This is a genomic window from Burkholderia sp. BCC1999, assembly GCF_905339975.1.
Lineage (GTDB): Bacteria > Pseudomonadota > Gammaproteobacteria > Burkholderiales > Burkholderiaceae > Burkholderia.
This window is the reverse complement of the sequence record NZ_CAJPHP010000024.1, coordinates 88,736-114,830: the sequence shown is the minus strand read 5'-3', so window position 1 is coordinate 114,830 and position 26,095 is coordinate 88,736. Positions and strand designations below refer to the sequence as shown.

Sequence of the window (26,095 nt, the reverse complement as noted above, 5' to 3'; positions counted from 1 at the left end):
TAAAGCGCCAACTCTGGTCGACCGCAAAGCATGGGACCAGAGTAAGGCGCTAAAGCGCCAACTCTGGTCGACAGGAGACAGACACCATGGAGCTTTCCGTCATCGAATCGGTCACGGCGCGCCGTGACTACCGGCAACTCGTGCGCGCACGGCGCCGCTTCAGCTTCACGCTCACAGCGCTGATGGTCGCCACGTATTACGGCTTCATTCTGCTCGTCGCGCTCGCGCCGCATGTGCTCGCGGCGCCGCTGTACCGCGGCGCGACGACGACGGTCGGGATCGCCGCGGGTGTCGCGATCATCCTCGTCGCGATCGGGCTGACCGCGTGCTACGTGCTGCGCGCGAACCGTGCGTTCGACCGCCGCGTCGACGCGATCCTGCAGCGTTCATAACGGAGGCCGACATGCGACGCACCTCGATTGCGCTCGGCGCGCTGGCCGTTCCCGTAGCTCTCCTTTCCTCCGCCGCGCACGCGGTATCGGTCGCGGGCCCGATGCCCGACAAGGTCGAATTGAACCCGGTCGCGATCGGGATGTTCTTTGCGTTCGTGTTCGCGACGCTCGCGCTCACGCGGTGGGCCGCGCGCCGCACGCGCTCGACACGCGACTTCTACACGGCCGGCGGCGGCATCACCGGGCTGCAGAACGGGCTCGCGATCGCGGGCGACTACATGTCGGCCGCGTCGTTCCTCGGGCTGTCCGGCATGGTGTTCATGTTCGGCTTCGACGGGCTCATCTACTCGATCGGCTTCCTGGTCGGCTGGCCGTTCGTGATGTTCCTGATCGCCGAGCCGCTGCGCAACCTCGGCAAGTTCACGTTCGTCGACGTCGTTGCGTACCGCTTCGCACAGCGGCCGATCCGGCTGCTGACGTCCGCGAATTCGCTGACCATCGTCGTGCTGTACCTCGTCGTGCAGATGGTCGGCGCGGGCAAACTGATCCAGCTGCTGTTCGGGCTGTCGTACGGCACGGCCGAGCTGATCGTCGGCGTGTTGATGGTCGTCTACGTGTTCTTCGGCGGGATGACCGCGACGACCTGGGTGCAGGTGATCAAGGCCGTGCTGCTGCTGTGCGGCGCGACGCTGCTCGTCGTGCTCGCGCTCGCCGAATTCGGCTTCAGCGTCGACGAGATGTTCCGTCGCGCGGTGGCCGTGCATCCGGGCGCGCTGTCGATCATGGGCCCCGGCAAGCTGATCCGCGATCCGGCCAACGCGCTGTCGCTCGGTATCGCGCTGATGTTCGGCACGGCCGGCTTCCCGCACATCCTGATGCGCTTCTTCACGGTGCCGAACGCGAAGGAGGCGCGCAAGTCGGTGCTCTACGCGACCGGCTTCATCGGCTACTTCTACCTGCTGACCTTCGTGATCGGCTTCTCGGCGATCGTGCTGCTCGCGCAGCATCCGGAATTCTTCAAGCTGGGCGCCAACGGCTCGTTCAACCTGACGCACGACCTGCTCGGCGGCTCGAACATGGTCGCGGTGAAGCTCGCGCAGGCGGTCGGCGGAAACTGGTTCTACGGATTCATCGCCGCTGTCACATTCGCGACGATCCTCGCGGTGGTCGCGGGCCTGACGCTGGCCGGCGCGACGACGATCTCGCACGACCTGTATGCGCAGATGTGGGCGCGCGGCAAGCCCGACGAGCGCCTCGAGATGCGCATCTCGCGCGCGGCGACGATCGTGCTGTCGGCCATCGCGATCGGGCTGTCGATCCTGTTCGAGCACGTGAACGTCGCGTTCATGGTCGGGCTCGTCGCGGCGGTGGCCGCGAGCGCGAATTTCCCGGTGCTTGCGATGTCGATCTTCTGGCGCGGGATGACGACCCGCGGCGCGGTGCTCGGCGGCGGCCTCGGCCTCGTGTCGGCGGTCACGCTCACGGTGTTGTCGAAGTCGGTGTGGGTCGACGTGCTGCACCACGCGCATGCGCTGGTGTTCCTCGACAACCCGGCGCTCGTGTCGGTGCCGCTCGCGTTCATCGGGATCGTCGTCGGCTCGCTCGCGGATCGCGGCGAGCGCGCACGGCGCGAGCGTGACGCGTTTGAGCAGCAGGAGTTTTATGCGCAGACGGGGGTGCTGGCGGGTGAGGCCGTGCAACACTGATTCGTGATTGATGGCGGTGAAACCCCCGGAGGATCGAGATCTTTCGGGGGTGCTCGTTTTGGGGGGGAGCGCCGAGGTCATCGTCGGGGCAGACAGTACGTGCGACAAAGGTTGAGCGGGGCAGTCTGGTTTGGTTGCGGATAGGACCGGGGCAATTCACTGATATGGCGGACGCCAAGTCGCGGGAAACTCTACTTTCGGATTCGTCCAATAGACGCGGATCTCGCAATAGTTAATCGTTGCCGCTGGGCGTTCAGCGAGCAGCTTAACCATGGCTATCCAATCTGACCTGCGCTTTACCTTTACCGCCGGCGACGAGTCGTTCGAGGTGGTGGAGTTCACCCTGCATGAGGGGTTGTCCGAGACTTTCCTGTTGCAGGTGGAGCTGGCCAGCGCCAACGCCGCTATCGACTTCGGCCAGGTGCTTGACCACAACGGTTTACTCACGATCTGGCAGGGCGGCGTGCCCGTGCGTTACGTGCACGGCGCCATTTCATCGTTCGTTCAGCGTGACACGGGCTTTCGACGCACCCGTTATTCCGCGGTGGTCGAGCCGCGCCTGGCGCGCCTGAAGCTGTCGTCCGACTGGCGCATCTTCCAGACCCTGAGCGCGCCCGAGATCGCCACGGCCGTGCTCAAGGCACACCATCAAACGCTGGACTACGAGCAGCGTGTCACCAACGAGCATCTGGCGCGCGAGTACTGCGTGCAGGCTGGCGACACCGACTACGACTTCATCGAGCGCATTTTGCGCGAGGAAGGCTTCTTCTACGCCTTCCAGCACCGCGCCGACGGCCACCGCCTGATCCACTGCGATCGACTGTTTATCTTCGGCCGCCAGCAGGGCGAGCCGGGGCTGTACAACTCCACGCCCGGTGGCGACCAGCCGCAGCCGTGCCTGCGCACCTTCGCGTACACCGAGAACGTGCGCACCGCGCGTCAGGTGCAGCGCGACTACACGTTCAAGAGTCCACGCTATCCGCACGAATACCCGCGCGAGGGCGCGGACCTGGATCACCAGGGCCGCGGCTACGGGCGCTACGACTATCCGGGCCGCTACAAGCACGAAGCCAGCGGCAAGGCTTTCACGCAGGACCGCCTGCGTGGCCACCGTCGCGATGCGCGAATGGCCCGTGTAAGCGGTGACGATGCGCGCCTGCAACCCGGCATCGCCTTCGACCTCACCGGCCACCCGCGCGAAGACATGAATCGCGGCTGGCGTACGGTCAGCCTCGTCCATCACGGCAAGCAGACCACCAGTCAGGCGGAAGAGAGTGCCGATGCGCAACAGGGCACGAACTATCGCTACGAAGCGGTGCTGGTGCCCGACGACGCGGAATGGCGCGCCGAGCCACTGCCGCGCCCACGTATCGACGGTCCGCAGCCGGCAACGGTGGTGGGCCCCGAAGGCGAAGAGATCTATACCGACGAGTACGGCCGGGTGAAGGTGCAGTTCCCATGGGATCGCGAGGGCAAGCACGACGAGCACAGCTCGTGCTGGATCCAGGTCGCGCAGAACTGGGCTGGCGCGACGTGGGGTCACATGGCGATCCCGCGCATCGGGCAGGAAGTGATCGTGGTCAACCTGGATGGCGATCCGGACCAGCCGCTCATCATCGGGCGGGCGTACAACCGCCTGCAGTTGCCGCCGTACGAACTGCCGCGACACAAGACGCGGATGACGATCAAAAGTCAGACGCACAAGGGCGAGGGCTACAACGAACTGCGCTTCGAGGACGAGAAGGATCAGGAGGAAATCTACGTCCACGCGCAGAGGGATCAGAACATCCACGTCAACCACGACGAAACCACCTTCGTGGGCAATGACCGCAGCGAGCAGGTGGGACACGACGAAACGATCGTCATCGGTAACGACCGCAAAGAAACCGTGGGTCGCGACGAGCAGGTCACCATCGGCCAGGAGCGACGCCACGATATCGGGCAGGACGACTTCCTGAGCATCGGCCGAAACCACACGATCCACACGGGCAAGGACAGAACCGAGGAAGTCGGCAACCATCGCCGCGACAAGACCGTGTCCGATCACACGGTAGATATCGGCGGGCACCTGACGCAGCGCGTGCAGGGGTATGCCGAGCTGGAGGCGGGGCAAGCAATTCGGCATCGCACCAAGGTCGTCGAGTTGCAAGCCGGCGAGGTAATCCGCCTGCGTGGCCCCGGCGGCACGATCACGCTTGACGATTGCGGCGTGGAGATCGAAGCCATCGCTATCCGCATGAAGGGCCCAATGGTCCACGATCGTAAGGGGGCAGGGCGCGCGCTTTCGCTATCTGGCGATTCGGTATTCGGTGATTCGCTGGATGACGCTTTCTACCTGACCTTCTCGGGCGATGCCTAAGCACACGGGATTTTATGGCTAACTACAAATACCCCTTCAAGGACAAGGCCGGAAAGGACGTGGTCGACGCCGATGTCTACTACAGTGCGCTCGGCATGGCCAGCGGCGGCTATTACGTGTTCGGACCGTCGGGCGTACATAGCGGCATTCACTATGAGTCGGCGATGGCCAACCTACTGTCCCTCGACGAGGGCATCGGCGCCATGACCAAAGGCGAAGTGGTCGCTTACCGGATCAATCGCGACTACCCGACCTCTCCCGGGGGGGCCAAAGGGCCGACGACGGCCGAATCCACCTCGGCCGCCTTTAGTACCGGCTTTGTCCTGACACGGCACACGTTGGAATACCCAACCGGCAATAAGCTCACGTACTTCTGCTTGGCAATGCACCTGCGCTCGTTTGGCGAATACGAACGCATGGGGAATGTGGTCAAGCGTCCCGCGTACTGGCCGGCCAAGATCTGCCGCGTCAAGGAAACCGCCAAAGAGAAACAAGCTGTACCGAAAGGGGCCACCGATCAGCCGGTCATCGGTTTGAGCGTGCGTGCAAAACCTTCGTTTGCCAGAGACTCGCCCGTCCTTGGCTACCTGCCACACGGTGCTCGCTTTACGGTGCTCCAGCGCGACAAACAGTGGGTCAAGATTAAGCGGGTGATCGAGAAAGCGATCGTGCCGCCATCGACCGCGCAGACGGAGGTGCCTGCCACCGCGCATAGCGGATGGGTCTCGATGAGCTGGCTGGAAGCACTGGGCCAGGCGCCGGAGGACTTTGATGTCGTGGTTACGCCAGCGAGCCCGCCGGCGGTCAAAGCTGGGGAACTGTTGGGCCACATGGGTGAGTACCGGCGAGTACAGGATCCGGGGCAGAGCCGCAGGCTGATGCACCACGAGGTTATCGTCGGCCCGGAACTGCGAGCCTTTCTGGAAAAGAGTCGTGCTGCTGCGGCAAAGGCCACGCCTCAGCAGAAGACGCTGCTGAGGGTGGCGCCAGATACCCAGTTGCATAACCCGGTACTCGCGTCGCCGCAGGCCGGTTTGCTGCCGGTGAACACCATTGTCGCCTTGGACGGTACGCCGCCTGACGATGCGCTGTACGTCAAGGTGAAGCCAACGGGGGCTATGCAGTGGATCGACCGCAAAGCCAAGTTGCCGACGGGTGCCAAGGAGGCCAATCTGTTCCGTCTCAACGATGGGGCCGTGTACACGGCAGCGGATATCGTTCGCGTGCCTCGGCAAGGGACGGTCGGACAACCTGGAGCTACGCGCTTCCGCGGCATTTTCGTCGGGGCTGCCAGCCAAACACCGGTCTGGATTGCTAAAGACACATATGCAACGCTGGTCAGTGTCCAAGGAGGCAAGTTGTTGACGGCGAACCTGGTGCAAGGGTGGGAAGGTTTTCCACTGGCGTTCGCGGCCAACGGTCCCAAGAACGGTGTGCAGCCCCAGCACGTGTCGCGGCTCATGTTGCAGCAATCGAGACCGGACAAACAAATCCCCACGGAGCTGCCCAAGGTGTTTGCCCTGGATGAAGCGGGTAACGGCTGGTGGCAGGTGCAACTGAAAACCGGTGGCACCACCGCCATCGGCTGGGTAGGCGAAGCGGGCCATGCCGGTGTTTCCCTGCACTCGCCGCATGAGTGGGTGGACTTCAAACTGATTGAGTCCAAGCCAACCACAGCCGCCTACGGCAGCTATTTTGCCGACTTCAAGCAGATGGAGGAGTTTCAGCGCGGGCGATTGGGATTGAAGGACGCCGACCTCGACGTGCCGCTGCGCGAAGTGCGAGCGCTGCTCGATGCCAATCACGACGGTCAGCTCACCTTGGCCGAAGTGAAGGCAGCGCAGCGCGATCGTGACACCATCCGCCAACTGTCGCGTGTCATCCTGCGCTATCCGAGCGAATGGAAGGCAGACAAGAAGGCGTGGGATGCCTACGATGCGCTGATTCCCCCGTCATCGAAGGCGGCTTGGGAGGCGGAGAAAGCGCGTATCACACAATTGGTGTGGTGGGATGCGGTCGCTGGGAAAGTTAAGGACTTTCCGGTCGATCCGTTTGTGTTCCATATTCACCCCGTTGGACAATTGAGTAATTTTCTTGACGGTAGTATTTCCATTGAGGAGGCGCGTGTTAGGGCATTTCTTCGAACTGTAAGATACAGTGAGGGAACAGAGGGCGTGGCAGGATATGAGAGGCTCTTTGGCGGTAAATCGTTCATAAAGGATTTTGGTAAATCATTTGCTGATCATCCGAGGATATTAATTAAAGATTCGGGATACAGTTCTACTGCCGCTGGCGCTTATCAGGTCATGGGTTACACATGGGATGATCCCCCATCGATAAGATGGCGAGAGCGATTTTATGTGAGCGATTTCTCGCCCGTTTCGCAGGACAGATATTGCGTTGTCATTCTAAAAATGAAAAGAAAGGCGCTTGATTTCATAAAGAACGGAGAGCTTTCGAAGGCTGTTTTTCAGGCAAATTGCAAGCTGGAGTGGGCAAGTTTTCCAGGGGCTCCGTATGATCAAGGAGGGGTAAGCTGGGAAGATTTGAATGCAAAATTCACCACGTTCGTTCGTGAGGAGCTTGCCGGAAAATCTGATCTGGCAGCGAGTCGAGGTGTACTAGATGATCTTATTGATTGATAAGAGGTGCATCTTGCGGGGCATCTTGTTCATCGTATTTATTGTGGTTCAGAATTTCTACGTTTTGACTTCCAGTGCTCAGAATGAAGTTCCAACATTCTCGAAGCATCGGGCGGATGTATATCGTGGTTCGCTACAGATTCCGTCCTTTGCTAGAAAGGACGAGGGGTTGTGGCGAGATAATTATGGGAAGCTGATAGGTCAGCCCGATGTGAATGTCGGTGGTCGATTTTATATTGCCAGACATAGCTGCGGCGCGGAGTGTCGATACTTTACGCTTTCCGACCTTTCGAGTGGGTGGGAATCAACGGCGCTCGCAGAGTTTTCTAACAATGGCATTGAGCCCATGAAGGATATACAGGGGCGGACCACCGTCATTGACCTATATAGTCGTCCGGATAGTTTTCTGATTCAAGCTAAATATCACGCTGAATCTCAGGATGGTAGTCGAGAGATCTGTAACGAAAGGTATTTCGTTTTGAGCAAAGATGGCGCGAACATTCGGGCGATAACGTCGATGATGCGTGGCTGCACAACTATGAAATGACCTGTTCTTGGTGTCGAGTGAACGAGAGAAGAATTCGGAAGGTGTTGGCGGTGAGGGCTGTCAGTTTTATCGTATGTAGTGGCCTTGTTCTGATAAAAAATAGTGCTTTAGCTGTCGCGCTGGATGAATCAACGAATTTTCCTGACAGTTCTGTTCAGATCACGGTGCGATGTCTGGAATCTGGCAATGGCGTGAATTGCGGGATCTATGCATCCGGAGCTGCCGGTGAGAAGAAGATCATCGATTACCCTAGTGCGCCAACGAATATATCGATGACTTCCGGGGTTTTTGTTATTGACTTTCCTTGTGGAACACAGTGTTCCGCAGCCTACTTCTATAGCGAGAGGAAAGGGCTGAGTGGTCCGTTCCCCTTCGTCGAAGCCCATGACGTGGAGCGCGGCGTTGTTTTGCTCAGCCAGCGGAATCCGCTTCCCATGTATGCCATGTTCTCAAAGCAATCTCGAGTCGTTGGGGAGGTTGCGTTGGATATACCCCAAGGGATGGATGCTTTTGTCGCCATCAAAGAGGCTGCAGTCGAAGATCACCGATTTGTGATTACTTATACCGATCATGTTGGGAACGTCGTGACGATTCGCCGACAGGTGCCCATCCTGGAGGGCAGGCCGGCTTGGGACGCCGGAGGTAGCTCCACCGTGGATAAGTAAGCTTTTCGCAAGGAGAATCGAGCCGCGAACGCGCTGCATTCGAGCAGCAGGACTTCTACGCGCAGACGAACCTGCTGGCCGGCCGCGCCGTGCAGCACTGATTCATCGGAAGAATGCGCCCATCCGTCCGAATCCCCGGACGGATATTTTCCGGAAATCCGGAATCCCGGATTTCCTTGCCTGCCGCATTATGAGAAATACAATGAAAACAACGGTTTGAGGGGTTACGGGAACCTGGCATCGACCTTGCGATATAAAACGCACGGCCACCCCCCGGCCGAACTACTACAGCAAGCAAGGAGACAATCGATGACCAATGCCTTCCTCCCCTGTCGGATGTCCTGAGGCATCGCTTGTTGCGGCACGGCAGCCGCGCAGGCGAATGGCCCAGGGGGGCATTGCCCCCTTCAGCGTCATCTTTCTGCGCGCGTGACGCCGTTTCCACCGGCTCATCCACTTCAGCAGGAACCATCGTGAAGAAGAAACCCTTCTACAAAGTGCTCTATGTGCAAGTGATCTTCGCTATCATCGTCGGCGTGATCCTCGGCCACTACTACCCGGCGCTCGCCACCGACATGAAGCCGCTCGGCGACGGCTTCATCAAGCTGATCAAGATGGTGATCGGTCCGATCATCTTCTGTACGGTCGTCACCGGCATCGCCGGCATGGAGGACATGAAGAAGGTGGGCCGCGTCGGCGGCAAGGCGCTGCTGTATTTCGAGATCGTGTCGACCTTCGCGCTGCTGTTGGGCCTCGCGGCCACGCACATCCTGCGTCCGGGCGTCGGCTTCAACATCGATCCGGCGACGCTCGACGGCAAGGCCGTCGCGTCGTACGCAGCGAAGGCGCATGGGCAGTCGACGGTCGACTTCCTGATGCACATCATCCCGAACACGATGGTCGATGCGTTCGCGCAGGGTGAAATCCTGCAGATCCTGCTGATCGCATTGCTGTTCGGCAGCGTGCTTGCGCACCTCGGCGAGCGCGGCCGCGTCGTCACCGACTTCATCGACGGGCTCACGCGCGTGCTGTTCGGCATCGTGCACATCGTCACGAAGCTGGCCCCGATCGGCGCGTTCGGCGCGATGGCGTTCACGATCGGCAAGTACGGCGTCGGCTCGCTGGTGCCGCTGCTCAAGCTGATCGGCACGTTCTACCTGACGTCGGTCGTGTTCGTGCTCGTCGTGCTCGGGACGATCGCGCGCTTCACGGGCTTCTCGATCATCCGCTTCGTGTCGTACATCAAGGAAGAGCTGCTGATCGTGCTCGGCACGAGTTCGTCGGAAGCCGCGCTGCCGCAGCTGATGGAAAAGCTCGAGAAGGCAGGCTGCTCGCGTTCGGTCGTCGGTCTCGTCGTGCCGACTGGCTATTCGTTCAACCTTGACGGCACCAACATCTACATGACGATGGCCGTGCTGTTCATCGCGCAGGCGACCAACATCGAACTGACGTGGATGCAGCAGCTCACGCTGCTGGCGGTCGCGATGCTGACGTCGAAGGGCGCGAGCGGCGTGACGGGCGCGGGTTTCATCACGCTCGCCGCGACGCTGGCCGTCGTGCCGACGATCCCGCTGTCGGGCATGGTGCTGATCCTCGGCATCGACCGCTTCATGAGCGAATGCCGCGCGCTGACCAACATCGTCGGCAACGGCGTCGCGACGGTCGTCGTGTCGGCATGGGAAAAGGAACTCGACCGCAACAAGCTGCGCCAGGCGCTGAAGGGCGGCGGCGAAGTCACGCCGACCGAGACGGCCGGCGTCTGACGTCATGAAGGAGCAGGTGGCGCCGCCGCCCGCCGGCGGCGCGACACGGGGCGATCGACGCGTGGATGCGGAGGCCTATGACACAATAGGCGATCCGCATCGCCAGGAAGCCTCGACCGTGACGCGCCGCCTGCTCATCCTCGTCGTGCTTGCCGCCGCGCTCGTCGCGGCGTGCGCGCTGACGTGGACGATCACCTGGCGGCGCGGCGTCGCCGAGCTGCAGCGCAACGCCGCGGTGCGCGTCGATCGCACCACCAACGCGCTCAAGAGCACGCTCGACCGCTACGAGTCGCTGCCTTATCTGCTCGGCAGTCATCCGTACGTGCAGGACCTGCTCGCCGAGCCGAAGCGCGGCGACTACACCGCGCGCGTCAACCGCTATCTCGAAGATCTCAACGAGCACGCACACGCGACCGTCACCTACGTGATCGGCGCGGACGGCCTGTGCGTCGCCGCCAGCAACTGGCGCGCACCCGACAGCTTCGTCGGGATCGAATACCGCTTCCGCCCGTATTTCGTCGACGCGATGAACGGCCAGGTCGGCCGCTTCTTCGGGATCGGCACGATCTCGCGCGACCCCGGCTACTACATCTCGCAGCCCGTGTGGCGCGACGGCAAGATCGCGGGCGTCGTCGTCGTGAAGCTCAACCTCGAATGGTTCCAGGGCGCCGATGCGTCCGAGCCGCTCGTCGTCGCGGACGATCACGGCGTCGTGTTCCTGTCGTCGGTGCCCGCGTGGAAGTACCACACGCTGCGCCCGCTCACGGGCCCCGTCACTGCGTCGATCTACGAGACGCGCCAGTACGCGCAGCAGCCCGTCACACCGCTGCCGCTGCGCATCGAGCAGACGCTCGGCGCCGATGCGGAGATCGTGCGCCTCGGCCTTGGCCGGCGCGCACCACGTTTCCTCGCCAGCAAGCGCCGGATCGGCGAGCCCGACTGGCTGCTCGTCACGCTCGCGCCGATCGCACCCATCGATACCGATGCGCGCAACGCGACGATCGTCACCGGCTTCGGCTTCGTGTCGGTCGTGCTGCTCGCGTTCTACTGGCGCATGCGCCGTGCGCGCGTGCGCGAAATGATCCGCGGCCGCGCGCTGTTGCAGCAGGCGTACGCGGAGTTGAACCAGCGCGTCGAGGAGCGCACGGCCGACCTGTCGGAGGCGAACGAACAGTTGCAGAAGGAAGTCGGCGACCGGATCCGCGCGGAGCAGGAGCTGCGCGCCGCGCACGACGAACTGATCCAGGCGAGCAAGCTCGCGGCGCTCGGCCAGATGGCGGCCGGCATCACGCATGAACTGAACCAGCCGCTCGCGGCGCTGCGCAGTTTCTCGGACAACACGCGTGTGCTGCTCGATCGCGGCGAGCAGGCGGCCGCGCGCGAGAACCTCGAGGCGATCGCGGCGCTCACCGAGCGGATGGGCAAGATCACGAACCAGCTGAAGCTGTTCGTCGGCCGCGCGAAGCCACGCAACGAGCGTGCGCTCGTCGTGCGCGCGCTGCGCAGCGTGCTGTCGCTGCTTGGCGAGCGCCTGAGCGGAGTCGCGCTCACGCTGACGCTGCAGGACGCGACCGTGTCGCCCGCGCACGATGAGCCGCTCGACCTGGCACGCGACTATCCCGAGCTCGTCGCGCGCTGCGAGGATTTGCGCCTCGAACAGGTGCTGATCAACCTGCTCGGCAACGCGCTCGACGCGGTGGCCGGCGTCGCTGCGCCGGCGATCGAAGTGACGATCGCGGTGTCGGCCGCGACGCTCGCGGTCGAAGTGCGCGACAACGGCTCCGGCATTGCGCCGGACCTGCTGCCGCGGCTGTTCGAACCGTTCTTCACGACGAAGGAAATGGGGCGCGGGCTCGGCCTTGGCCTCGCGATCTCGTCGTCGATCGCGAGCGACGCGGGCGGCGCGCTGACCGCGCGAAATGCGCCGTCGGGCGGCGCGCTGTTCGTCTTGACGCTGCGGCGTGCACGCACGCATCATCCGGACTCCGTGTCCGAGCCGGCGGGTTCGCCAGGGCCGGCGCAAGCCCGTTATTAGCGCGAACAGGCCCTGGACCCGTCGCAGGCCCGGTCGTCGCACGACCGGCATCAACGCAGCCGCGCGCGAGACCGCCGCGCGGCCTGTCAGGAGCAAGTGAGTACGATGGCCAACCGGCTGCAAGTGATCTATATCGAAGACGATGCGCTCGTTCGCCGGGCGAGCGTGCAGAGCCTTCAGCTGGCGGGCTTCGACGTCGCCGGCTTCGAGTCGGCCGAAGCGGCCGAGAAGGCGATCGTCGCGGATACCGCCGGCGCGATCGTCAGCGACATCCGGCTGCCCGGCGCGAGCGGGCTCGACGTGCTCGCGCAGTGCCGCGAGCGCGTGCCCGACGTGCCGGTGATCCTCGTCACCGGTCACGGCGACATCTCGATGGCCGTGCAGGCGATGCGCGACGGCGCGTACGACTTCATCGAAAAACCGTTCGCGGCCGAGCGCCTGATCGAGACGGTGCGCCGCGCGCTGGAGCGCCGCGAGCTCGTGCTCGAGAACCACGCGCTGCGGCGCGAGCTGGCCGGGCAGAACGTCGTCGCGCCGCGCATCATCGGCCGCAGCCCTGCGATCGAGCAGGTGCGCAAGCTGATCGCGAACGTCGCGCCGACCGACGCGTCGGTGCTGATCAACGGCGACACGGGCGCCGGCAAGGAGCTGATCGCGCGCAGCCTGCACGAGCTGTCGCCGCGCCGCGACAAGCCGTTCATCGCGGTGAATTGCGGCGCGTTGCCCGAGCCGATGTTCGAATCGGAGATGTTCGGCTACGAGCCCGGTGCATTCACGGGCGCGGCGAAACGGCGCGTCGGCAAGCTCGAATATGCGTCCGGCGGCACGCTGTTCCTCGACGAAATCGAAAGCATGCCGCTCGCGCTGCAGGTGAAGCTGCTGCGCGTGCTGCAGGACGGCGTGCTGGAGCGGCTCGGCTCGAACCAGCCGATCCGCGTGAACTGCCGCGTGGTCGCGGCCGCGAAGGGCGACATGAGCGAGCTCGTCGCGGCCGGCACGTTCCGGCGCGACCTGCTGTACCGGCTCAACGTCGTGACGATCGCGCTGCCGCCGCTCGCGGAGCGTCGCGAGGACATCGTGCCGCTGTTCGAGCACTTCATGCTCGACGCGGCCGTGCGCTACGCACGCCCCGCGCCGGTGCTGACCGACCGGCAGCGCGCGAGCCTGATGCAGCGCGACTGGCCCGGCAACGTGCGCGAGCTGCGCAATGCGGCCGACCGCTTCGTGCTTGGCGTGGCCGACATGCCGCAGGAAACGGGCGCGGGCGGCGACGACGCCGACAACGACCAGACGCTGAAGGAGCGCATCGAGCAATTCGAGCGCGCGGTGATTGCCGAGGCGCTGAACCAGACGGGTGGCGCGGTCGCCGCGACGGCCGACCGGCTGCATGTCGGCAAGGCGACGCTGTACGAGAAGATGAAGCGCTACGGGCTGTCGGCGAAAGGCGAAACCGAGCGCTGAAAAGCAAACGGACCGCAGGACCGGGTTGCCCGGTCGTACGGTCCGTTTGTGCGGGAAGGGCGCAACTGCTGCCCTTCGAGCCGGATCCCGGATCTGGCGGCGCTCAGGCCGCGTTGCTGTCGAGCGCCTTCTTGAGCAGCGCGTCGAGTTCCGCGAACTGCGGTGCGCCGACGTAGCGCTTCAGGATCTTGCCGTCCTTGTCGACGACGAAGGTCGTCGGCGTGAGCTGCACGTTGCCGAATTGCTTCGCGACGCTGCCGTCGTCGAGCGCGACCTTGAACGGCAACTGGCGCGTCTGCGCATAGTTCGCGACGTACATCGGCGGATCGTAGTTCATCGCGACCGCGACGAATTCCAGACCCTGACCCTTGAAGCGATTGTAGGTATCGACCATCTGCGGCATTTCCTGCATGCAGGTCGCGCAGCTCGTCGCCCAGAAGTTCACGAGATAGACCTTGCCCTTCAGGTCGCCGGCGGTCGAGACTTTCTGGCCCGACAGCAGCGTGAACGTCGCGTCCGGCACGCTGGACTTGCCGTTGAACGCGAAGAAGCCGGCGACGGCGATGGCCGCGACGACGGCAGCCGCGACGATGTAGCGGACGGGGCCGGCACTGCGGCGGGCGGGAGGCGTGGTGTTCATCTGGTGCTCTCGGAGTCGGTCGATGACGCGGGTCGATGCAAAGGACGTCGAAATTCGGCGCTTATTTTAACGCGAATGCGGCGCGCGCACCGGCGGCCGCCACACATCCCGGTTTTCAGGTTCGGCGGATAATGCCCGTTTTTGCCTGCCAGATTCACGCCATGCCGAAGGAAGTCATCGATTCGTTGCGCCCCCTTTTTCGTCCGCTGCGACACTTCGCCGCGCTCGCCTGCGTGAGCGCCGCGCTGGCCGCGTGCTCGCCGTCGTTCGACTGGCGTACGCTGCACAACGACGCCGGCTACACGATCGACCTGCCGGCGAAGCCGACCGTCGAGGAGCAGCCGGTGGCGGTCGGCGGCACGTCGATGCCGATGCGGATGCAGGCCGCGCACGTCGACGGCGCGGTGTTCGCGGTCGGCACGCTGACGCTGCCCGATGACCGCGACGACACGCGCCGCGCCGCGCTCGAATTCCTGCGCGCCGGGCTGTCGCGCAACCTCGAAGGCGCGCCGCAGACGGTGTCGGTGCCGGTGCCGCTCGCGGCCGGCGGCGCGGTGAACGGGATCGAGCTGCGCATCGCGGGGGCGGCTGCCGGCGGCGATCGCGCACGCAAGACGATCGTCGCACGGCTTGCCGCGCGCGGCCGGCACGCGTACCAGGCCGTCGTGATCGCCGACGGGTCGCTCACGCAGGAGCAGCTCGACCAGTTTTTCGGCTCGTTCAAACTCGATTGATCACCGTCGTCGAGGGTGCCCGGGCACTCTATGACAATTGAAAGTTCATTCGCAGCTTTCGACGCTAGTGGCCGGATTTTGCGAGGTTTTTTCGACTATCCACAGCGCATGTGGATAACTTTGTTGAAAAGTTGCCCGGATTTCCCGCTGAGCCGCGCCGGACGGCCCTCCGGCGTGTTTGGTTGCTCTCCCGGTGTTTGAGAAAAATCAATAAAAACAATGGGATACGGAACCTCTCTCGAGGCGGTGCCGGCGAGCCCTGATCCGGGGCCGGATTCGTGAAATTGTGCATAAGTCAAGTCTTGACAGCCGGATTTTGTCCTCCGAGGGCGCTCAGAGCGCCGTGAGCGCGCGCCGGTAGCGAATCGCCTCGGCGATCTGCGCGGCCGTCGGCAGTGGGTCGCCGGCCAGGTCGGCGATCGTCCGTGCGACCTTCAGCACGCGGAAATATGCGCGCGCCGACCAGCCGAAGCGCTCGCCGGCTTCGCGCAGCAGTCGCTCGCCTTCGTCGGTCGGCCGGCACAGGTCGTCGGTCTCGCGGCCGCTCAGCATGTGATTCGTCTTGCCCTGCCGGTCGAGCTGCAGCGCCCGCGCCTGTGCGACGCGTGCGGCCACCGCCGCGCTTGGCTCGCCGGGCGCCGTCGTGCGCGACGCGAGTTCGGCCGGCGACAGCGCGGGCAGGTCGATCTGGATGTCGATGCGGTCGAGCAGCGGCCCCGACAGCTTGCGCAGATAGCGCGCGGCGACGTCCGGCGAGCAGCGGCAGCGCCCGGACGGATCGCCGTGCCAGCCGCACGGGCACGGGTTCATCGCGGCGATCAACTGGCACGCGGCCGGGAAGTCCGCCTGCTGGGCCGCGCGCGAGATCGTGATGCGGCCGGCTTCCAGCGGCTCGCGCAGCATTTCGAGCACGTGCCGGTCGAATTCGGGCAGCTCGTCGAGAAACAGCACGCCGAGGTGCGCGAGCGTGATTTCACCCGGCTGCGGCGGATTGCGGCCGCCGACCAGCGCGGCGGCGCTCGACGAATGATGCGGCGAACGAAACGGCCGCCGGCGCCACTGCGCGGGCGAGAAGCCGAGGCGGCTCGCGGACAGGAGCGCCGCCGACGTCAGCGCCTCGTCGTCGGTCAACGGCGGCAGGAGGCCGGCCAACCGCGCGGCCAGCATCGACTTGCCGGCCCCTGGCGGCCCGACCATCAGCATGTGATGGCCGCCCGCGGCAGCGACTTCGAGCGCGCGCCGGGCGCCACGCTGGCCGACCACGTCGGCGAGATCGGGCGCGGCCGGCGCAGGCAGGCCGTCGAGGCAGGGCGCCGCGACCGGCGTGAGCCGCCCGTCGGGCGCATCGGCGAGATGCGCGCACAGCGCGGGCAGGTCGCGTGCGCCGAACACGGTCACTCCCGGCACGAGCGCGGCCTCGGCCGCGCTGTCGAACGGCAGATAGAGCTCGGGTGCTTGCGATGCCGCCGCGGTTCCCTGCGTTGTGACGACGTCCGGGCCCGAGCGCAATCCCGATCCTGATTCGCTCGCACGCCAGTCCCGCGCGGCGCCGCACGCCATCGCGAACGCACCGCGCATCGGCCGCAGCGCGCCCGTCAGCGACAGTTCGCCCGCGAATTCGCGGCCGGCCAGCGCGTCGGCCGGGATCTGGCCGTTCGCGGCAAGGATGCCGAGCGCGATCGGCAGGTCGAACCGGCCCGATTCCTTCGGCAGATCGGCCGGTGCGAGATTGACCGTGATGCGGCGCACGGGAAACTCGAAGCCGCAGTTCTGCAGCGCGGCGCGGACGCGCTCGCGACTTTCGCGGACTTCGAGATCGGGCAGGCCGACGATCGAGAACGATGGCAGCCCGTTGGCGAGATGGACTTCGACGGTAACGTCCGGCGCGCGGCCGGAGGCGGGCGCGCGACTGCGCACCACGGCAAGCGACATGGCGAGGCTCCTGCATGACAGACGGCTGACGGCCGTTCGGGGCCGCATGCCGCGGGAATCGGAGAAATCGGTGCGCGCGTGCCGGCGTGGCGCGGGGAAAGAACGAGGGACTGCGGAACGACGAACTGCGAAGAGCGATGGACTGCGAAGAGCGGGGGAGCTGCGAAGAACGACGGACTATGGGGAGCGGCGGAACACCTTCAGGGCGGCGGGCGCGGGCCGCGCGAGGCGGCCCGCGCCCGACCTTGTGGCCGGGTGGGGCGTCAGGCCTGCGGCGCGGCGAGCTTCTGCTCGAGTTCCGCGACGCGCTTTTCGAGTTCCTCGAGGCGCACGCGGGTGCGGGCGAGCACCTGGGCCTGCGTGTCGAATTCCTCGCGCGTGACGAGATCGAGCTTCGAGAAGCCTTGCGACAGCATGGCCTTCACGTTGCGCTCGACGTCCTTGGCCGGCGAGTTTTTCAGCAGGTCGCTGACGCGCGACTGCAGATCGTTGAAAACGTCGCTGGGTTGCTTCATGTGATTCCCCTTCCTTGCACAAAAAATGTGCATCTTCAGTTGCGTACGTGCCCATGATGCACGCATGACCGGAAATGGTGCGCCGGGGGCGCGAATTCCGGGCATGGCGCCGGCATGGGTGAATGGCCCGGCGATCCGGGACGTGCGTGCACTCTAGCAACGTTCCTTTCGCCGCGCCAGCAAACCGGGCCACGTTGGCCATTCGGCCGGGCTTCCGCGCCTTACATCACGGGATGCGACCCCGTTCCCGGGCCCTTCGAGACGGTGCTCGGACGAACATGGCATGCGAGTTGCTGAGAAGAGTCCGTTACAACATTCCAACCAATTCGACGGGACAACCCAGCGAGAGGACTTCATGAAACTCATTACCGCAATCATCAAGCCGTTCAAGCTCGATGAGACGCGCGAGGCGCTGTCGGCCCTCGGCGTCTCCGGCATCACGGTGACGGAGGTGAAAGGGTTCGGGCGCCAGAAGGGGCACACCGAGCTGTATCGCGGCGCCGAATACGTGGTCGATTTCCTGCCGAAGATGAAGATCGAGGCGGCCGTGTCGGACGATCTCGTCGACCAGGCGGTGGAAGCGATCGAGCGGGCCGCGCGCACCGGCAAGATCGGCGACGGCAAGATCTTCGTGACGCAGATCGAGCAGGTAATCCGGATTCGCACCGGGGAGACCGGCGCTGACGCGCTGTAACAGAACAGACAAGACAAGCGACAAGAGGAAACCCAAGATGCGCAAACTTTTGATGTCCCTGCTGATGGCCGGCTCGCTGATTGCGGCTGGCGTCGGCCCCGCGCTCGCCGATGACGCGGCGTCCGCCGCGGCTGCGTCCGCGCCCGCCGCTACGGCTTCCGACGCATCGGCCGCCGCCGCGCCGGCTGCTTCGGCACCGGCTGCCACCGACGCATCGGCGACTGCCGCTGCCGCCGCACCGGCCTCGGGCGCCACCGACGCGTCGGCCGCCGCCGCCGCTTCGGCACCGGCCGCCCCCGCCGCACCGACCGCACCGTTCTCCGTCGATTCGTCGAAGATCAACTCGGGCGACACCGCGTGGATGCTGACCTCCACCGCGCTCGTGCTGTTCATGACGATCCCCGGCCTCGCGCTGTTCTACGCCGGCATGGTTCGCAAGAAGAACGTGCTCGCGACCGTGATGCAGAGCTTCGCGATCACCGCGGTGATCACGGTGCTGTGGACGGTGGTCGGCTACAGCCTCGCGTTCACGCCGGGCAACGGCTTCATCGGCGGCCTGTCGCGCGCGTTCCTGCACGGGATGAACTACATCCACGGCGACAAGGCGACGACGCTGACCGTCAGCCACCTGGCGCCGACGATTCCGGAATCGGTCTACTTCGTCTACCAGATGACGTTCGCGATCATCACGCCGGCACTGATCTGCGGCGCGTTCGCCGACCGGATGAAGTTCTCGGCGATGCTCGTGTTCATGACGCTCTGGTCGCTGATCGTCTACGTGCCGATCGCGCACATGGTGTGGGAGCCGACCGGCTGGCTGTCGTCGGACGGCGTGCTCGACTTCGCAGGCGGCACCGTCGTGCACATCAACGCCGGTATCGCGGGCCTCGTGTCGTGCCTGATGCTCGGCAAGCGCGTCGGCTTCGGCCGTGAATCGATGGCGCCGCACAACCTCGTGCTGACGATGATCGGCGGCTCGATGCTGTGGGTCGGCTGGTTCGGCTTCAACGCGGGTTCCGCGGTCGCGGCCGACGGCCGTGCCGGGTTCGCGATGCTGACGACGCAAGTCGCGACGGCCTGCGCGGCGCTCGGCTGGATGTTTGCCGAATGGCTCACGCACGGCAAGCCGTCGGTGCTCGGCATCGTGTCGGGTGCGGTCGCGGGTCTGGTTGCGATCACGCCGGCGGCCGGTTTCGTCGGTGTGCCGGGTGCGCTGGTGATCGGTATCGCCGCGGGTGTCGTGTGCTTCTGGTCGGCGACGTGGCTGAAGTCGAAGCTCGGCTACGACGACTCGCTCGACGCGTTCGGCGTGCACGGCGTGGGCGGGATTCTCGGCGCGTTGCTGACGGGCGTGTTCGCGGTCAAGGACATCGGCGGCGCCGACGGCAGCCTGCTGCTGCAGGCCAAGGGCGTGCTGATCACGCTGGTCTACAGCGGCGTGCTGAGCTTCGTGCTGCTGAAGCTGATCGACATCACGATGGGCCTGCGCGTGTCCGAAGAGGAAGAGCGCGAAGGCCTCGACGTGGTCCTGCACGGCGAGCATGTCGAATAAGTCATAAGGATGACCGGCGGGCCGCCGCAAAGACGGCGTCCGCCACTGAATGAGCGCAGCGACTTCGGCCCGCCCCACCCGGCGGGCTTTTTTTTCTCCTGCCACCCACTGCCGTAGCGCATAACCCTGCGCGCTATCGGGTCAATAGCCGAAAACTTCCTCCAAACCCTTGCGAAGCCGGGAACAATCCCCAAATGGGCAAGGCAATTGCTCTACAATCTTCATTCTCCCGCTCGCGAGTGATTCATGGTTCCCCACCTCGTTACCGCGTTGAACGGTCCGCTGCTCGAGCTCGAGCAGAAGATCCTCGACGCGACGCCTGCAATCGAACGCTGGTTCAGGCTCGAATGGCAGGAACACACCCCGCCGTTCTATTGTTCGGTGGACCTGCGCAACGCCGGCTTCAAGCTGGCGCCCGTCGACGCGAACCTGTTCCCCGGCGCGTTCAACAATCTGCCGTCCGAAGTGCTGCCGCTTGCCGTGCAGGCGGCGATGGCCGCGATCGAGAAGATCTGCCCGGACGCGAAGAACCTGCTCGTGATTCCCGAGCTGCCGACCCGCAACGCGTTCTACCTCGAAAACGTCGCGCGCCTCGCGACGATCATGCGCCAGGCCGGCCTGAACGTGCGTTTCGGCTCGCTCGACCCGAGCATCACCGACATGACGCCGATCACGCTGGCCGACGGCCAGAAGATCGTGCTCGAACCGCTCGAGCGTTCGCAGCGCCGCCTCGGCCTGAAGAATTTCGATCCGTGCTCGATCCTGCTGAACAACGACCTGTCGGCCGGCATCCCGGCCGTGCTGGAAAACCTGCACGAGCAGTACCTGCTGCCGCCGCTGCACGCGGGCTGGGCCGTGCGTCGCAAGTCGACGCATTTCTCGTGCTACGACGACGTCGCGAAGAAGTTCGCGAAGATGGTCGGCGTCGATCCGTGGATGGTGAATCCGTATTTCTCGCACGTGGAAGGTGTCGACTGGCAGGCGCATGAAGGCGAGCAGGCGCTCGCCGAAGCAATCGACAGCGTATTGAAGAAGATCGCGCGCAAGTACCGCGAATACGGGATCAGCGAGAAGCCGTACGTCGTCGTGAAGGCCGACGCGGGCACCGCGGGGCGCGGTGTGATGACGGTGCACGACGCGGCCGAGATCGGCCGGATGTCGAAGGCCGAGCGCGCGCAGATGGCCGAGTCGAAGGCCGGCCTCGCGGTGCGCGACGTGATCGTGCAGGAAGGTGTCTATACGTTCGAGCGCGTCGGCGACGAAGTGGCCGAGCCTGTCGTGTACATGATCGACCGCTACGTGGTCGGCGGTTTCTACCGCACGCACGGCGGCCGCGAGCGCGACCAGAACCTGAACGCGCCCGGCATGCACTACGTGCCGCTCGGCTTCGAGCACACCGCGCTGCCGGATGCCGGCGCGAAGCCGGGTGCCGCGCCGCCGAACCGTTTCTACATGTACGGCGTCGTCGCGCGGCTGTCGCTGATCGCGTCGTCGATCGAACTGGAAAAGACCGATCCCGAAGCCATCCAGGTATAACGGACCTTCGCTACGTACAGGACCCGCATGGACATTCTCTTTATCGCCGACCCGCTCGAGCGCTTCAAGATCTACAAGGATTCGACCTACGCGATGATGGCCGAGGCCGCGCGCCGCGGGCATGCGGTGTACGCATGCGAGCCGAACCACCTCGCGTGGACGGGCTCCTCGGTCGAGGCCGACGTGCGGCGCATCACGTTCGTCGGCGAGCTGGACGACCTGCATCGCGAGACCTGGTTCGACGCGGGCCCGGTCGATGCGCGCCGTCTCGAATCGTTCGGCGCGGTGCTGATGCGCAAGGATCCGCCGTTCGACATGGAGTACGTGACGTCGACCTGGCTGCTCGAACTCGCCGAGCGCGCAGGCGCTCGCGTGTTCAACAAGGCGCAGTCGATCCGCGACCATTCGGAGAAGCTCGCGATCGGCGAGTTTCCGCAATTCGTCGCACCGACACTGGTCACGCGCGACGCGAAACGGCTGCGCGCGTTCCACGCCGAGCACGGCGACGTGATCCTGAAGCCGCTCGACGGGATGGGCGGGATGGGCGTGTTTCGCGTGAAGCCGGACGGCATGAACCTCGGTTCGATCATCGAGATGCTGAGCCACGACGGCACGCGCTCGGTGATGGCGCAGAAATTCATTCCCGAGATCAAGGCCGGCGACAAGCGCATCCTGCTGATCGGCGGCGAGGCCGTGCCGTATTCGCTCGCGCGGATTCCACAGGGCAGCGAGGTGCGCGGTAATCTGGCCGCTGGCGGGCTGGGTGTCGCGCAGCCGCTGACGGCCCGCGATCGCGAGATCGCCGAGACGCTCGGCCCGGTGCTCGCGTCGCGCGGGCTGCTGCTGGTCGGCCTCGATGCGATCGGCGACTGGCTGACCGAGGTGAACGTCACGAGCCCGACGTGCTTCCGCGAGATCATGGAGCAAACGGGCTTCGACGTCGCCGCGATGTTCATCGACGCGCTGGAGCGTGCGGCCGGGTAGGCCGCATTCCGCGCAACCCCGGCGGCGGCCGCGCAGGTCCCCCGTCGCCGGAGCAGTTTGACCGGCCTGCTACAATGCCCGCTTGCCCGGTGCCGTGATCGGCGCACCGAAGGCCCGGCGGTCGGGCCGATACTGTTGCAAGGCTGAACATGAAACGTTTCCCACACTCGCTACGCTCTTTGCCCCGCCGCGGGGTGTCGGCCCGCCAGGGGCGGCCGGGAGCGATCTGACATGGCCGGGATCCTGATCATCGCGCACGCCCCGCTCGCCACCGCGCTGCGGGATTGCATCGCGCACATCTACGGCGGCGTGCCCGCGCGCATCGGCTGCATCGACGTGCTACCGGACAACGATCCGACCCAGGTGATGGCGTTCGCGCACGCGGAACTCGCGCGGCTCAAGGAAGAGAACGGCGTGATCGTGCTGACCGACATGTACGGCGCGACGCCCGCGAACATCGCCGGCCAGCTCGCGAAAATCGACAACGTGCGCGTGCTGGCGGGCGTGAACCTGCCGATGCTCGTGCGGGCCGTCTGCTACCGCACCGTACCGCTCGACAAGCTGGTCGACAAGGCGCTGTCCGGCGGCGCGAAGGGTGTCCACGAGGTGTCGTCCGGCACGCCGCCGCCGCCGTCGGAAACCGGCTGCGGCCAGTGCGCGCCGATTCCGCCCGAACCGCAGCCGCGCACCGAATCGCACTGATTACCCGTTTTCCGTTTCAGACAACACCGCCGACGCGCGCCGCCGGCGGCCCCGACCGACCCGACCGAGAATCATGCTTCAACAAGAAACCACCATCGTCAATAAATTGGGGCTCCATGCGCGCGCATCGGCCAAGCTCACGCAACTGGCCGGCAACTTCCAGTCGGAAGTCTGGATGACGCGCAACGGGCGCAAGATCAATGCGAAGAGCATCATGGGCGTGATGATGCTGGCGGCCGGCATCGGCAGCACCGTGACGATCGAGACCGAAGGGGCCGACGAGCAGGAAGCGATGGACGCGCTGCTGAAGCTGATCGCCGACAAGTTCGGCGAAGGCCAGTGATCGCCACGCGGGATCGTTTCCGTTTCCAGTCGGAATGCCGCGTTTTTCGCGGCATTTTTTTCGTCGGCAGCATTGATGCGAAATGCGCAATGCTGCGGTGCATGCAGTCAGCAGGGAGTCGCGGAATTTATAATCGCTAACCGGGGTCATAAGCGCATCGCAGCAGTGTGCCGCGGCTTTACTTGTACAGAGGAGGTGCGCGTGTCCTTCACGCTGCAAGGCATTCCCGTCTCACGTGGTATCGCGATCGGGCGAGCGTATCTGATCGCGCCGGCGGCGCTCGACGTCGCCCATTACCTGGTCGAGGCACCCCAGATCGACGCCGAGGTCGAGCGCTTCCGCACGGCGCTCGACGTCGTGCATCACGAACTCGAAGCGTTGCGCGCCGACCTGACCGACGACACCCCGAGCGAAGTCGCCGCATTCATCGACGTCCACGCGATGATCCTGAGCGACGAGATGCTCGTGCAGGAAACCATCGACCTGATCCGCACGCGCCGCTACAACGTCGAATGGGCGTTGACCGAGCAGCTGGAACTGCTCACGCGCCATTTCGACGACATCGAGGATGAATACCTGCGCGAGCGCAAGGCCGACATCGAGCAGGTGGTCGAGCGCGTGCTGAAGGCGCTCGCCGGTGCGCCGTCCGCGTCGCAGGCGCTGGACCGCGCGGCCAAGAACGGCACGAACGAGATGATCGTCGTCGCGCACGACATCGCGCCGGCCGACATGATGCAGTTCAAGACGCAGTCGTTCCAGGCGTTCGTCACCGACCTCGGCGGGCGCACGTCGCACACGGCGATCGTCGCGCGCAGCCTCGGCATCCCGGCCGCGGTCGGCGTGCAGCACGCAAGCGCGCTGATCCGCCAGGACGACCTGATCATCGTCGACGGCGACCAGGGCATCGTGATCGTCGATCCCGCGCCGATCGTCCTCGAGGAATATTCGTACCGCCAGTCCGAGAAGCTGCTGGAGCAACGCAAGCTGCAGCGTCTGAAGTTCTCGCCGACGCAAACGCTGTGCGGCACCAAGATCGAGTTGTACGCGAACATCGAGCTGCCCGACGACGCGAAGGCGGCCGTCGAGGCCGGCGCGGTCGGCGTCGGCCTGTTCCGCTCCGAGTTCCTGTTCATGCATCAGAAGGAGATGCCGGAGGAGGAGGAGCAGTTCGCGGCGTACAAGCGCGCCGTCGAGTGGATGAAGGGCATGCCGGTGACGATCCGCACGATCGACGTCGGCGCGGACAAGCCGCTCGAAGCGCTCGACGAAGGCTACGAGACGGCGCCGAACCCGGCGCTCGGCCTGCGCGCGATCCGCTGGAGCCTGTCCGAGCCGCAGATGTTCCTCACGCAGCTGCGGGCGATCCTGCGCGCGTCCGCGTTCGGCCAGGTGAAGATCCTGATTCCGATGCTCGCGCACGCGCAGGAGATCGACCAGACGCTCGACCTGATCCGCGAGGCAAAGCACCAGCTCGACGATGCGGGGCTTGCCTACGATCCGAACGTGCGCATCGGCGCGATGATCGAGATTCCGGCCGCGGCGATCGCGCTGCCGCTGTTCCTGAAGCGGTTCGATTTCCTGTCGATCGGCACGAACGACCTGATCCAGTACACGCTCGCGATCGACCGCGCGGACAACGCGGTCGCACACCTGTACGACCCGCTGCATCCGGCCGTGCTGCACCTGATCTCCTATACGCTGCGCGAAGCGAAGCGCGCGGGAGTGTCGGTGTCGGTATGCGGGGAGATGGCCGGCGATCCGGCGCTCACGCGCCTGTTGCTCGGGATGGGGCTCACCGAGTTTTCGATGCACCCGAGCCAGTTGCTCGTCGTGAAACAGGAGATCCTGCGCGCCCACCTGAAGGCGCTCGAGAAGCCGACGGCCGACGTGCTGGCCGCGTTCGAGCCGGAAGAAGTGCAGGCGGCGCTGCAGCGCCTGTCTGTCGCCGTGCCGCGTGCGGATGCGGCTGCCTAGGCGTTCCCGCCGCCGCTGACCGTAGCGGCGTGTCACGCATGCGCCGTTCGGCGCATGCCCGTCGCGCGTCAGTGCCGGCCCCCGCAGACGGGGCAGTCGGCCTGGCGCGCGATTTTCATCGTCGTCCACTCCATCCGCAGCGAATCGAGCATCATCAGCCGACCGTTGAGCGTCCGGCCGATGTCGCCGATCACGCGTAGCGCTTCGGCGGCCTGCATCGCGCCGATGATGCCGACCGTCGGTGCGAACACGCCCATCGTCGCGCACGCGACTTCCTCGAACGGCTGGTCTTCCGGGAACACGCACGCATAGCAGGGCGCGGCCGGATCGCGGAAGTCGAACGTGCTGATCTGGCCGTCGAAACGCAGCGCGGCGCCCGACACGAGCGGCACGCCGTGCGCGACGCACGCGCGGTTGATCGCGTGGCGCGTCGCGAAGTTGTCGGTGCAGTCGAGCACGACGGTCGCGCGCGGCACGTGCGCATCGAGCCAGGCGTCGTCGACGCGCTCCGCGACCGCATTCACCTTCACGCCGGGATTCAGTTGCGCGAGCGTGTCGCGTCCCGATTCGACCTTGCTGCGGCCGACCGATGCCGTCGCGTGCAGGATCTGCCGCTGCAGGTTCGTGAGGTCGACCGTATCGGCGTCGACGAGCGTGATCGTGCCGACACCCGAGGCCGCGAGGTACATCGCGGCGGGCGAGCCGAGGCCGCCCGCGCCGACGACGATCGCATGCGCATCGAGAAAGCGCTGCTGCGCCTCGATGCCGATTTCGTCGACGAGGATGTGACGGGAGTAGCGAAGGAGTTGATCGTCGTTCATGGGGAGTCGTGGGCGAGGCGGCGTACGTGTCGTTATTTTAGGCGCGCATGAAAAACGGGCCATCGCGGTCTTCCCGCGATGGCCCGTCGGATGCCGGT

General features: G+C 65.0%; 21 protein-coding genes. 17 read left to right on the top strand and 4 right to left on the bottom strand.

Annotated features, from left to right (window positions below; genetic code table 11):
* The first annotated feature begins 86 nt into the window (after positions 1-86).
* The 9 genes from U5809_RS28625 to U5809_RS28585 all read left to right on the top strand — a co-directional run bounded on the left by U5809_RS28625 (position 87) and on the right by U5809_RS28585 (position 13,570).
* Entirely contained in the window at positions 87-392 is a 306-nt protein-coding gene (locus U5809_RS28625; protein ID WP_322088981.1) for a DUF485 domain-containing protein, read from the top strand.
* 11 nt (positions 393-403) lie between these two features.
* Entirely contained in the window at positions 404-2,098 is a 1,695-nt protein-coding gene (locus tag U5809_RS28620) for a cation acetate symporter (protein WP_322088980.1), read from the top strand.
* A 271-nt stretch (positions 2,099-2,369) separates the two neighbouring features.
* The gene (locus tag U5809_RS28615; RefSeq protein ID WP_322088979.1) at positions 2,370-4,457 is read left to right on the top strand and encodes a type VI secretion system Vgr family protein; all 2,088 of its coding nucleotides are present in this window, start codon (positions 2,370-2,372) and stop codon (positions 4,455-4,457) included.
* A gap of 14 nt (positions 4,458-4,471) precedes the next feature.
* The gene (locus U5809_RS28610; protein ID WP_322088978.1) at positions 4,472-7,099 is read left to right on the top strand and encodes an SH3 domain-containing protein; all 2,628 of its coding nucleotides are present in this window, start codon (positions 4,472-4,474) and stop codon (positions 7,097-7,099) included.
* Positions 7,083-7,646, top strand: coding sequence for a hypothetical protein (locus tag U5809_RS28605; RefSeq protein WP_322088977.1), 564 nt, complete (start codon positions 7,083-7,085; stop codon positions 7,644-7,646). Before U5809_RS28610 ends, U5809_RS28605 begins: the two co-directional genes overlap by 17 nt.
* Before the next feature lie 50 nt (positions 7,647-7,696).
* Positions 7,697-8,311, top strand: coding sequence for a hypothetical protein (locus U5809_RS28600; RefSeq protein WP_322088976.1), 615 nt, complete (start codon positions 7,697-7,699; stop codon positions 8,309-8,311).
* A 473-nt stretch (positions 8,312-8,784) separates the two neighbouring features.
* Positions 8,785-10,074 (top strand): dicarboxylate/amino acid:cation symporter, encoded by a 1,290-nt coding sequence (locus U5809_RS28595; protein ID WP_282506041.1) that lies wholly within the window; start codon positions 8,785-8,787, stop codon positions 10,072-10,074.
* Positions 10,075-10,078: 4 nt separating this feature from the next.
* Positions 10,079-12,109 (top strand): sensor histidine kinase, encoded by a 2,031-nt coding sequence (locus U5809_RS28590; protein WP_322088975.1) that lies wholly within the window; start codon positions 10,079-10,081, stop codon positions 12,107-12,109.
* Positions 12,110-12,214: 105 nt separating this feature from the next.
* Positions 12,215-13,570: a sigma-54-dependent transcriptional regulator gene (locus tag U5809_RS28585; RefSeq protein ID WP_282507538.1), complete on the top strand. Its 1,356-nt coding sequence runs from the start codon at positions 12,215-12,217 to the stop codon at positions 13,568-13,570.
* 103 nt (positions 13,571-13,673) lie between these two features.
* Here the strand turns inward: U5809_RS28585 and U5809_RS28580 are convergent, their stop codons facing one another.
* Positions 13,674-14,210: a TlpA disulfide reductase family protein gene (locus tag U5809_RS28580; RefSeq protein ID WP_124819691.1), complete on the bottom strand. Its 537-nt coding sequence runs from the start codon at positions 14,208-14,210 to the stop codon at positions 13,674-13,676.
* A 161-nt stretch (positions 14,211-14,371) separates the two neighbouring features.
* Here U5809_RS28580 and U5809_RS28575 point away from each other — a divergent pair, with 161 nt between their 5' ends.
* A complete protein-coding gene (locus U5809_RS28575) occupies positions 14,372-14,944 on the top strand; it encodes a hypothetical protein (RefSeq protein WP_322088974.1) in 573 nt (190 codons plus the stop codon).
* A 333-nt stretch (positions 14,945-15,277) separates the two neighbouring features.
* Here U5809_RS28575 and U5809_RS28570 read toward each other — a convergent pair whose 3' ends face one another.
* Both U5809_RS28570 and U5809_RS28565 read right to left on the bottom strand, forming a co-directional pair.
* On the bottom strand, positions 15,278-16,876 hold the full coding sequence (locus U5809_RS28570) for a YifB family Mg chelatase-like AAA ATPase (RefSeq protein WP_322088973.1): 1,599 nt from the start codon (positions 16,874-16,876) through the stop codon (positions 15,278-15,280).
* Between the two features lie 263 nt (positions 16,877-17,139).
* Positions 17,140-17,391 (bottom strand): accessory factor UbiK family protein, encoded by a 252-nt coding sequence (locus U5809_RS28565; RefSeq protein ID WP_006489451.1) that lies wholly within the window; start codon positions 17,389-17,391, stop codon positions 17,140-17,142.
* Positions 17,392-17,746: 355 nt separating this feature from the next.
* Between U5809_RS28565 and U5809_RS28560 the strand changes: the two genes are divergently transcribed.
* The 7 genes from U5809_RS28560 (at position 17,747) to ptsP (ending at position 25,176) form a co-directional block, all read left to right on the top strand.
* Positions 17,747-18,085 (top strand): P-II family nitrogen regulator, encoded by a 339-nt coding sequence (locus tag U5809_RS28560; RefSeq protein WP_038711752.1) that lies wholly within the window; start codon positions 17,747-17,749, stop codon positions 18,083-18,085.
* A 37-nt stretch (positions 18,086-18,122) separates the two neighbouring features.
* Positions 18,123-19,637: an ammonium transporter gene (locus U5809_RS28555; RefSeq protein WP_282506037.1), complete on the top strand. Its 1,515-nt coding sequence runs from the start codon at positions 18,123-18,125 to the stop codon at positions 19,635-19,637.
* 246 nt (positions 19,638-19,883) lie between these two features.
* Entirely contained in the window at positions 19,884-21,173 is a 1,290-nt protein-coding gene (gene gshA / locus U5809_RS28550) for a glutamate--cysteine ligase (protein WP_322088972.1), read from the top strand.
* 27 nt (positions 21,174-21,200) lie between these two features.
* Positions 21,201-22,157, top strand: coding sequence for a glutathione synthase (gshB, locus tag U5809_RS28545; protein ID WP_322088971.1), 957 nt, complete (start codon positions 21,201-21,203; stop codon positions 22,155-22,157).
* A 231-nt stretch (positions 22,158-22,388) separates the two neighbouring features.
* Positions 22,389-22,859 (top strand): PTS sugar transporter subunit IIA, encoded by a 471-nt coding sequence (locus U5809_RS28540; protein WP_282506034.1) that lies wholly within the window; start codon positions 22,389-22,391, stop codon positions 22,857-22,859.
* Between the two features lie 73 nt (positions 22,860-22,932).
* Positions 22,933-23,202, top strand: coding sequence for an HPr family phosphocarrier protein (locus U5809_RS28535; protein WP_059233115.1), 270 nt, complete (start codon positions 22,933-22,935; stop codon positions 23,200-23,202).
* A gap of 201 nt (positions 23,203-23,403) precedes the next feature.
* Positions 23,404-25,176, top strand: coding sequence for a phosphoenolpyruvate--protein phosphotransferase (ptsP, locus tag U5809_RS28530; protein WP_176049596.1), 1,773 nt, complete (start codon positions 23,404-23,406; stop codon positions 25,174-25,176).
* Positions 25,177-25,244: 68 nt separating this feature from the next.
* Here ptsP and U5809_RS28525 read toward each other — a convergent pair whose 3' ends face one another.
* Positions 25,245-25,997: a HesA/MoeB/ThiF family protein gene (locus U5809_RS28525; protein WP_282506032.1), complete on the bottom strand. Its 753-nt coding sequence runs from the start codon at positions 25,995-25,997 to the stop codon at positions 25,245-25,247.
* Between the last annotated feature and the right edge of the window lie 98 nt (positions 25,998-26,095).

What these genes read in the sequence shown, in the direction of transcription:
- U5809_RS28605 (WP_322088977.1), top strand. Translation starts at nt 7,083, where the DNA reads ATGATCTTATTGATTGATAAGAGGTGCATCTTGCGGGGCATCTTGTTC.
- U5809_RS28565 (WP_006489451.1), bottom strand. Translation starts at nt 17,391, where the DNA reads ATGAAGCAACCCAGCGACGTTTTCAACGATCTGCAGTCGCGCGTCAGC.
- U5809_RS28560 (WP_038711752.1), top strand. Translation starts at nt 17,747, where the DNA reads ATGAAACTCATTACCGCAATCATCAAGCCGTTCAAGCTCGATGAGACG.
- U5809_RS28525 (WP_282506032.1), bottom strand. Translation starts at nt 25,997, where the DNA reads ATGAACGACGATCAACTCCTTCGCTACTCCCGTCACATCCTCGTCGAC.
- U5809_RS28535 (WP_059233115.1), top strand. Translation starts at nt 22,933, where the DNA reads ATGCTTCAACAAGAAACCACCATCGTCAATAAATTGGGGCTCCATGCG.
- U5809_RS28625 (WP_322088981.1), top strand. Translation starts at nt 87, where the DNA reads ATGGAGCTTTCCGTCATCGAATCGGTCACGGCGCGCCGTGACTACCGG.
- U5809_RS28575 (WP_322088974.1), top strand. Translation starts at nt 14,372, where the DNA reads ATGCCGAAGGAAGTCATCGATTCGTTGCGCCCCCTTTTTCGTCCGCTG.
- U5809_RS28580 (WP_124819691.1), bottom strand. Translation starts at nt 14,210, where the DNA reads ATGAACACCACGCCTCCCGCCCGCCGCAGTGCCGGCCCCGTCCGCTAC.
- U5809_RS28615 (WP_322088979.1), top strand. Translation starts at nt 2,370, where the DNA reads ATGGCTATCCAATCTGACCTGCGCTTTACCTTTACCGCCGGCGACGAG.
- U5809_RS28585 (WP_282507538.1), top strand. Translation starts at nt 12,215, where the DNA reads ATGGCCAACCGGCTGCAAGTGATCTATATCGAAGACGATGCGCTCGTT.
- gshB (WP_322088971.1), top strand. Translation starts at nt 21,201, where the DNA reads ATGGACATTCTCTTTATCGCCGACCCGCTCGAGCGCTTCAAGATCTAC.
- U5809_RS28610 (WP_322088978.1), top strand. Translation starts at nt 4,472, where the DNA reads ATGGCTAACTACAAATACCCCTTCAAGGACAAGGCCGGAAAGGACGTG.
- U5809_RS28540 (WP_282506034.1), top strand. Translation starts at nt 22,389, where the DNA reads ATGGCCGGGATCCTGATCATCGCGCACGCCCCGCTCGCCACCGCGCTG.
- U5809_RS28620 (WP_322088980.1), top strand. Translation starts at nt 404, where the DNA reads ATGCGACGCACCTCGATTGCGCTCGGCGCGCTGGCCGTTCCCGTAGCT.
- U5809_RS28555 (WP_282506037.1), top strand. Translation starts at nt 18,123, where the DNA reads ATGCGCAAACTTTTGATGTCCCTGCTGATGGCCGGCTCGCTGATTGCG.
- U5809_RS28590 (WP_322088975.1), top strand. Translation starts at nt 10,079, where the DNA reads ATGAAGGAGCAGGTGGCGCCGCCGCCCGCCGGCGGCGCGACACGGGGC.
- U5809_RS28570 (WP_322088973.1), bottom strand. Translation starts at nt 16,876, where the DNA reads ATGTCGCTTGCCGTGGTGCGCAGTCGCGCGCCCGCCTCCGGCCGCGCG.
- gshA (WP_322088972.1), top strand. Translation starts at nt 19,884, where the DNA reads ATGGTTCCCCACCTCGTTACCGCGTTGAACGGTCCGCTGCTCGAGCTC.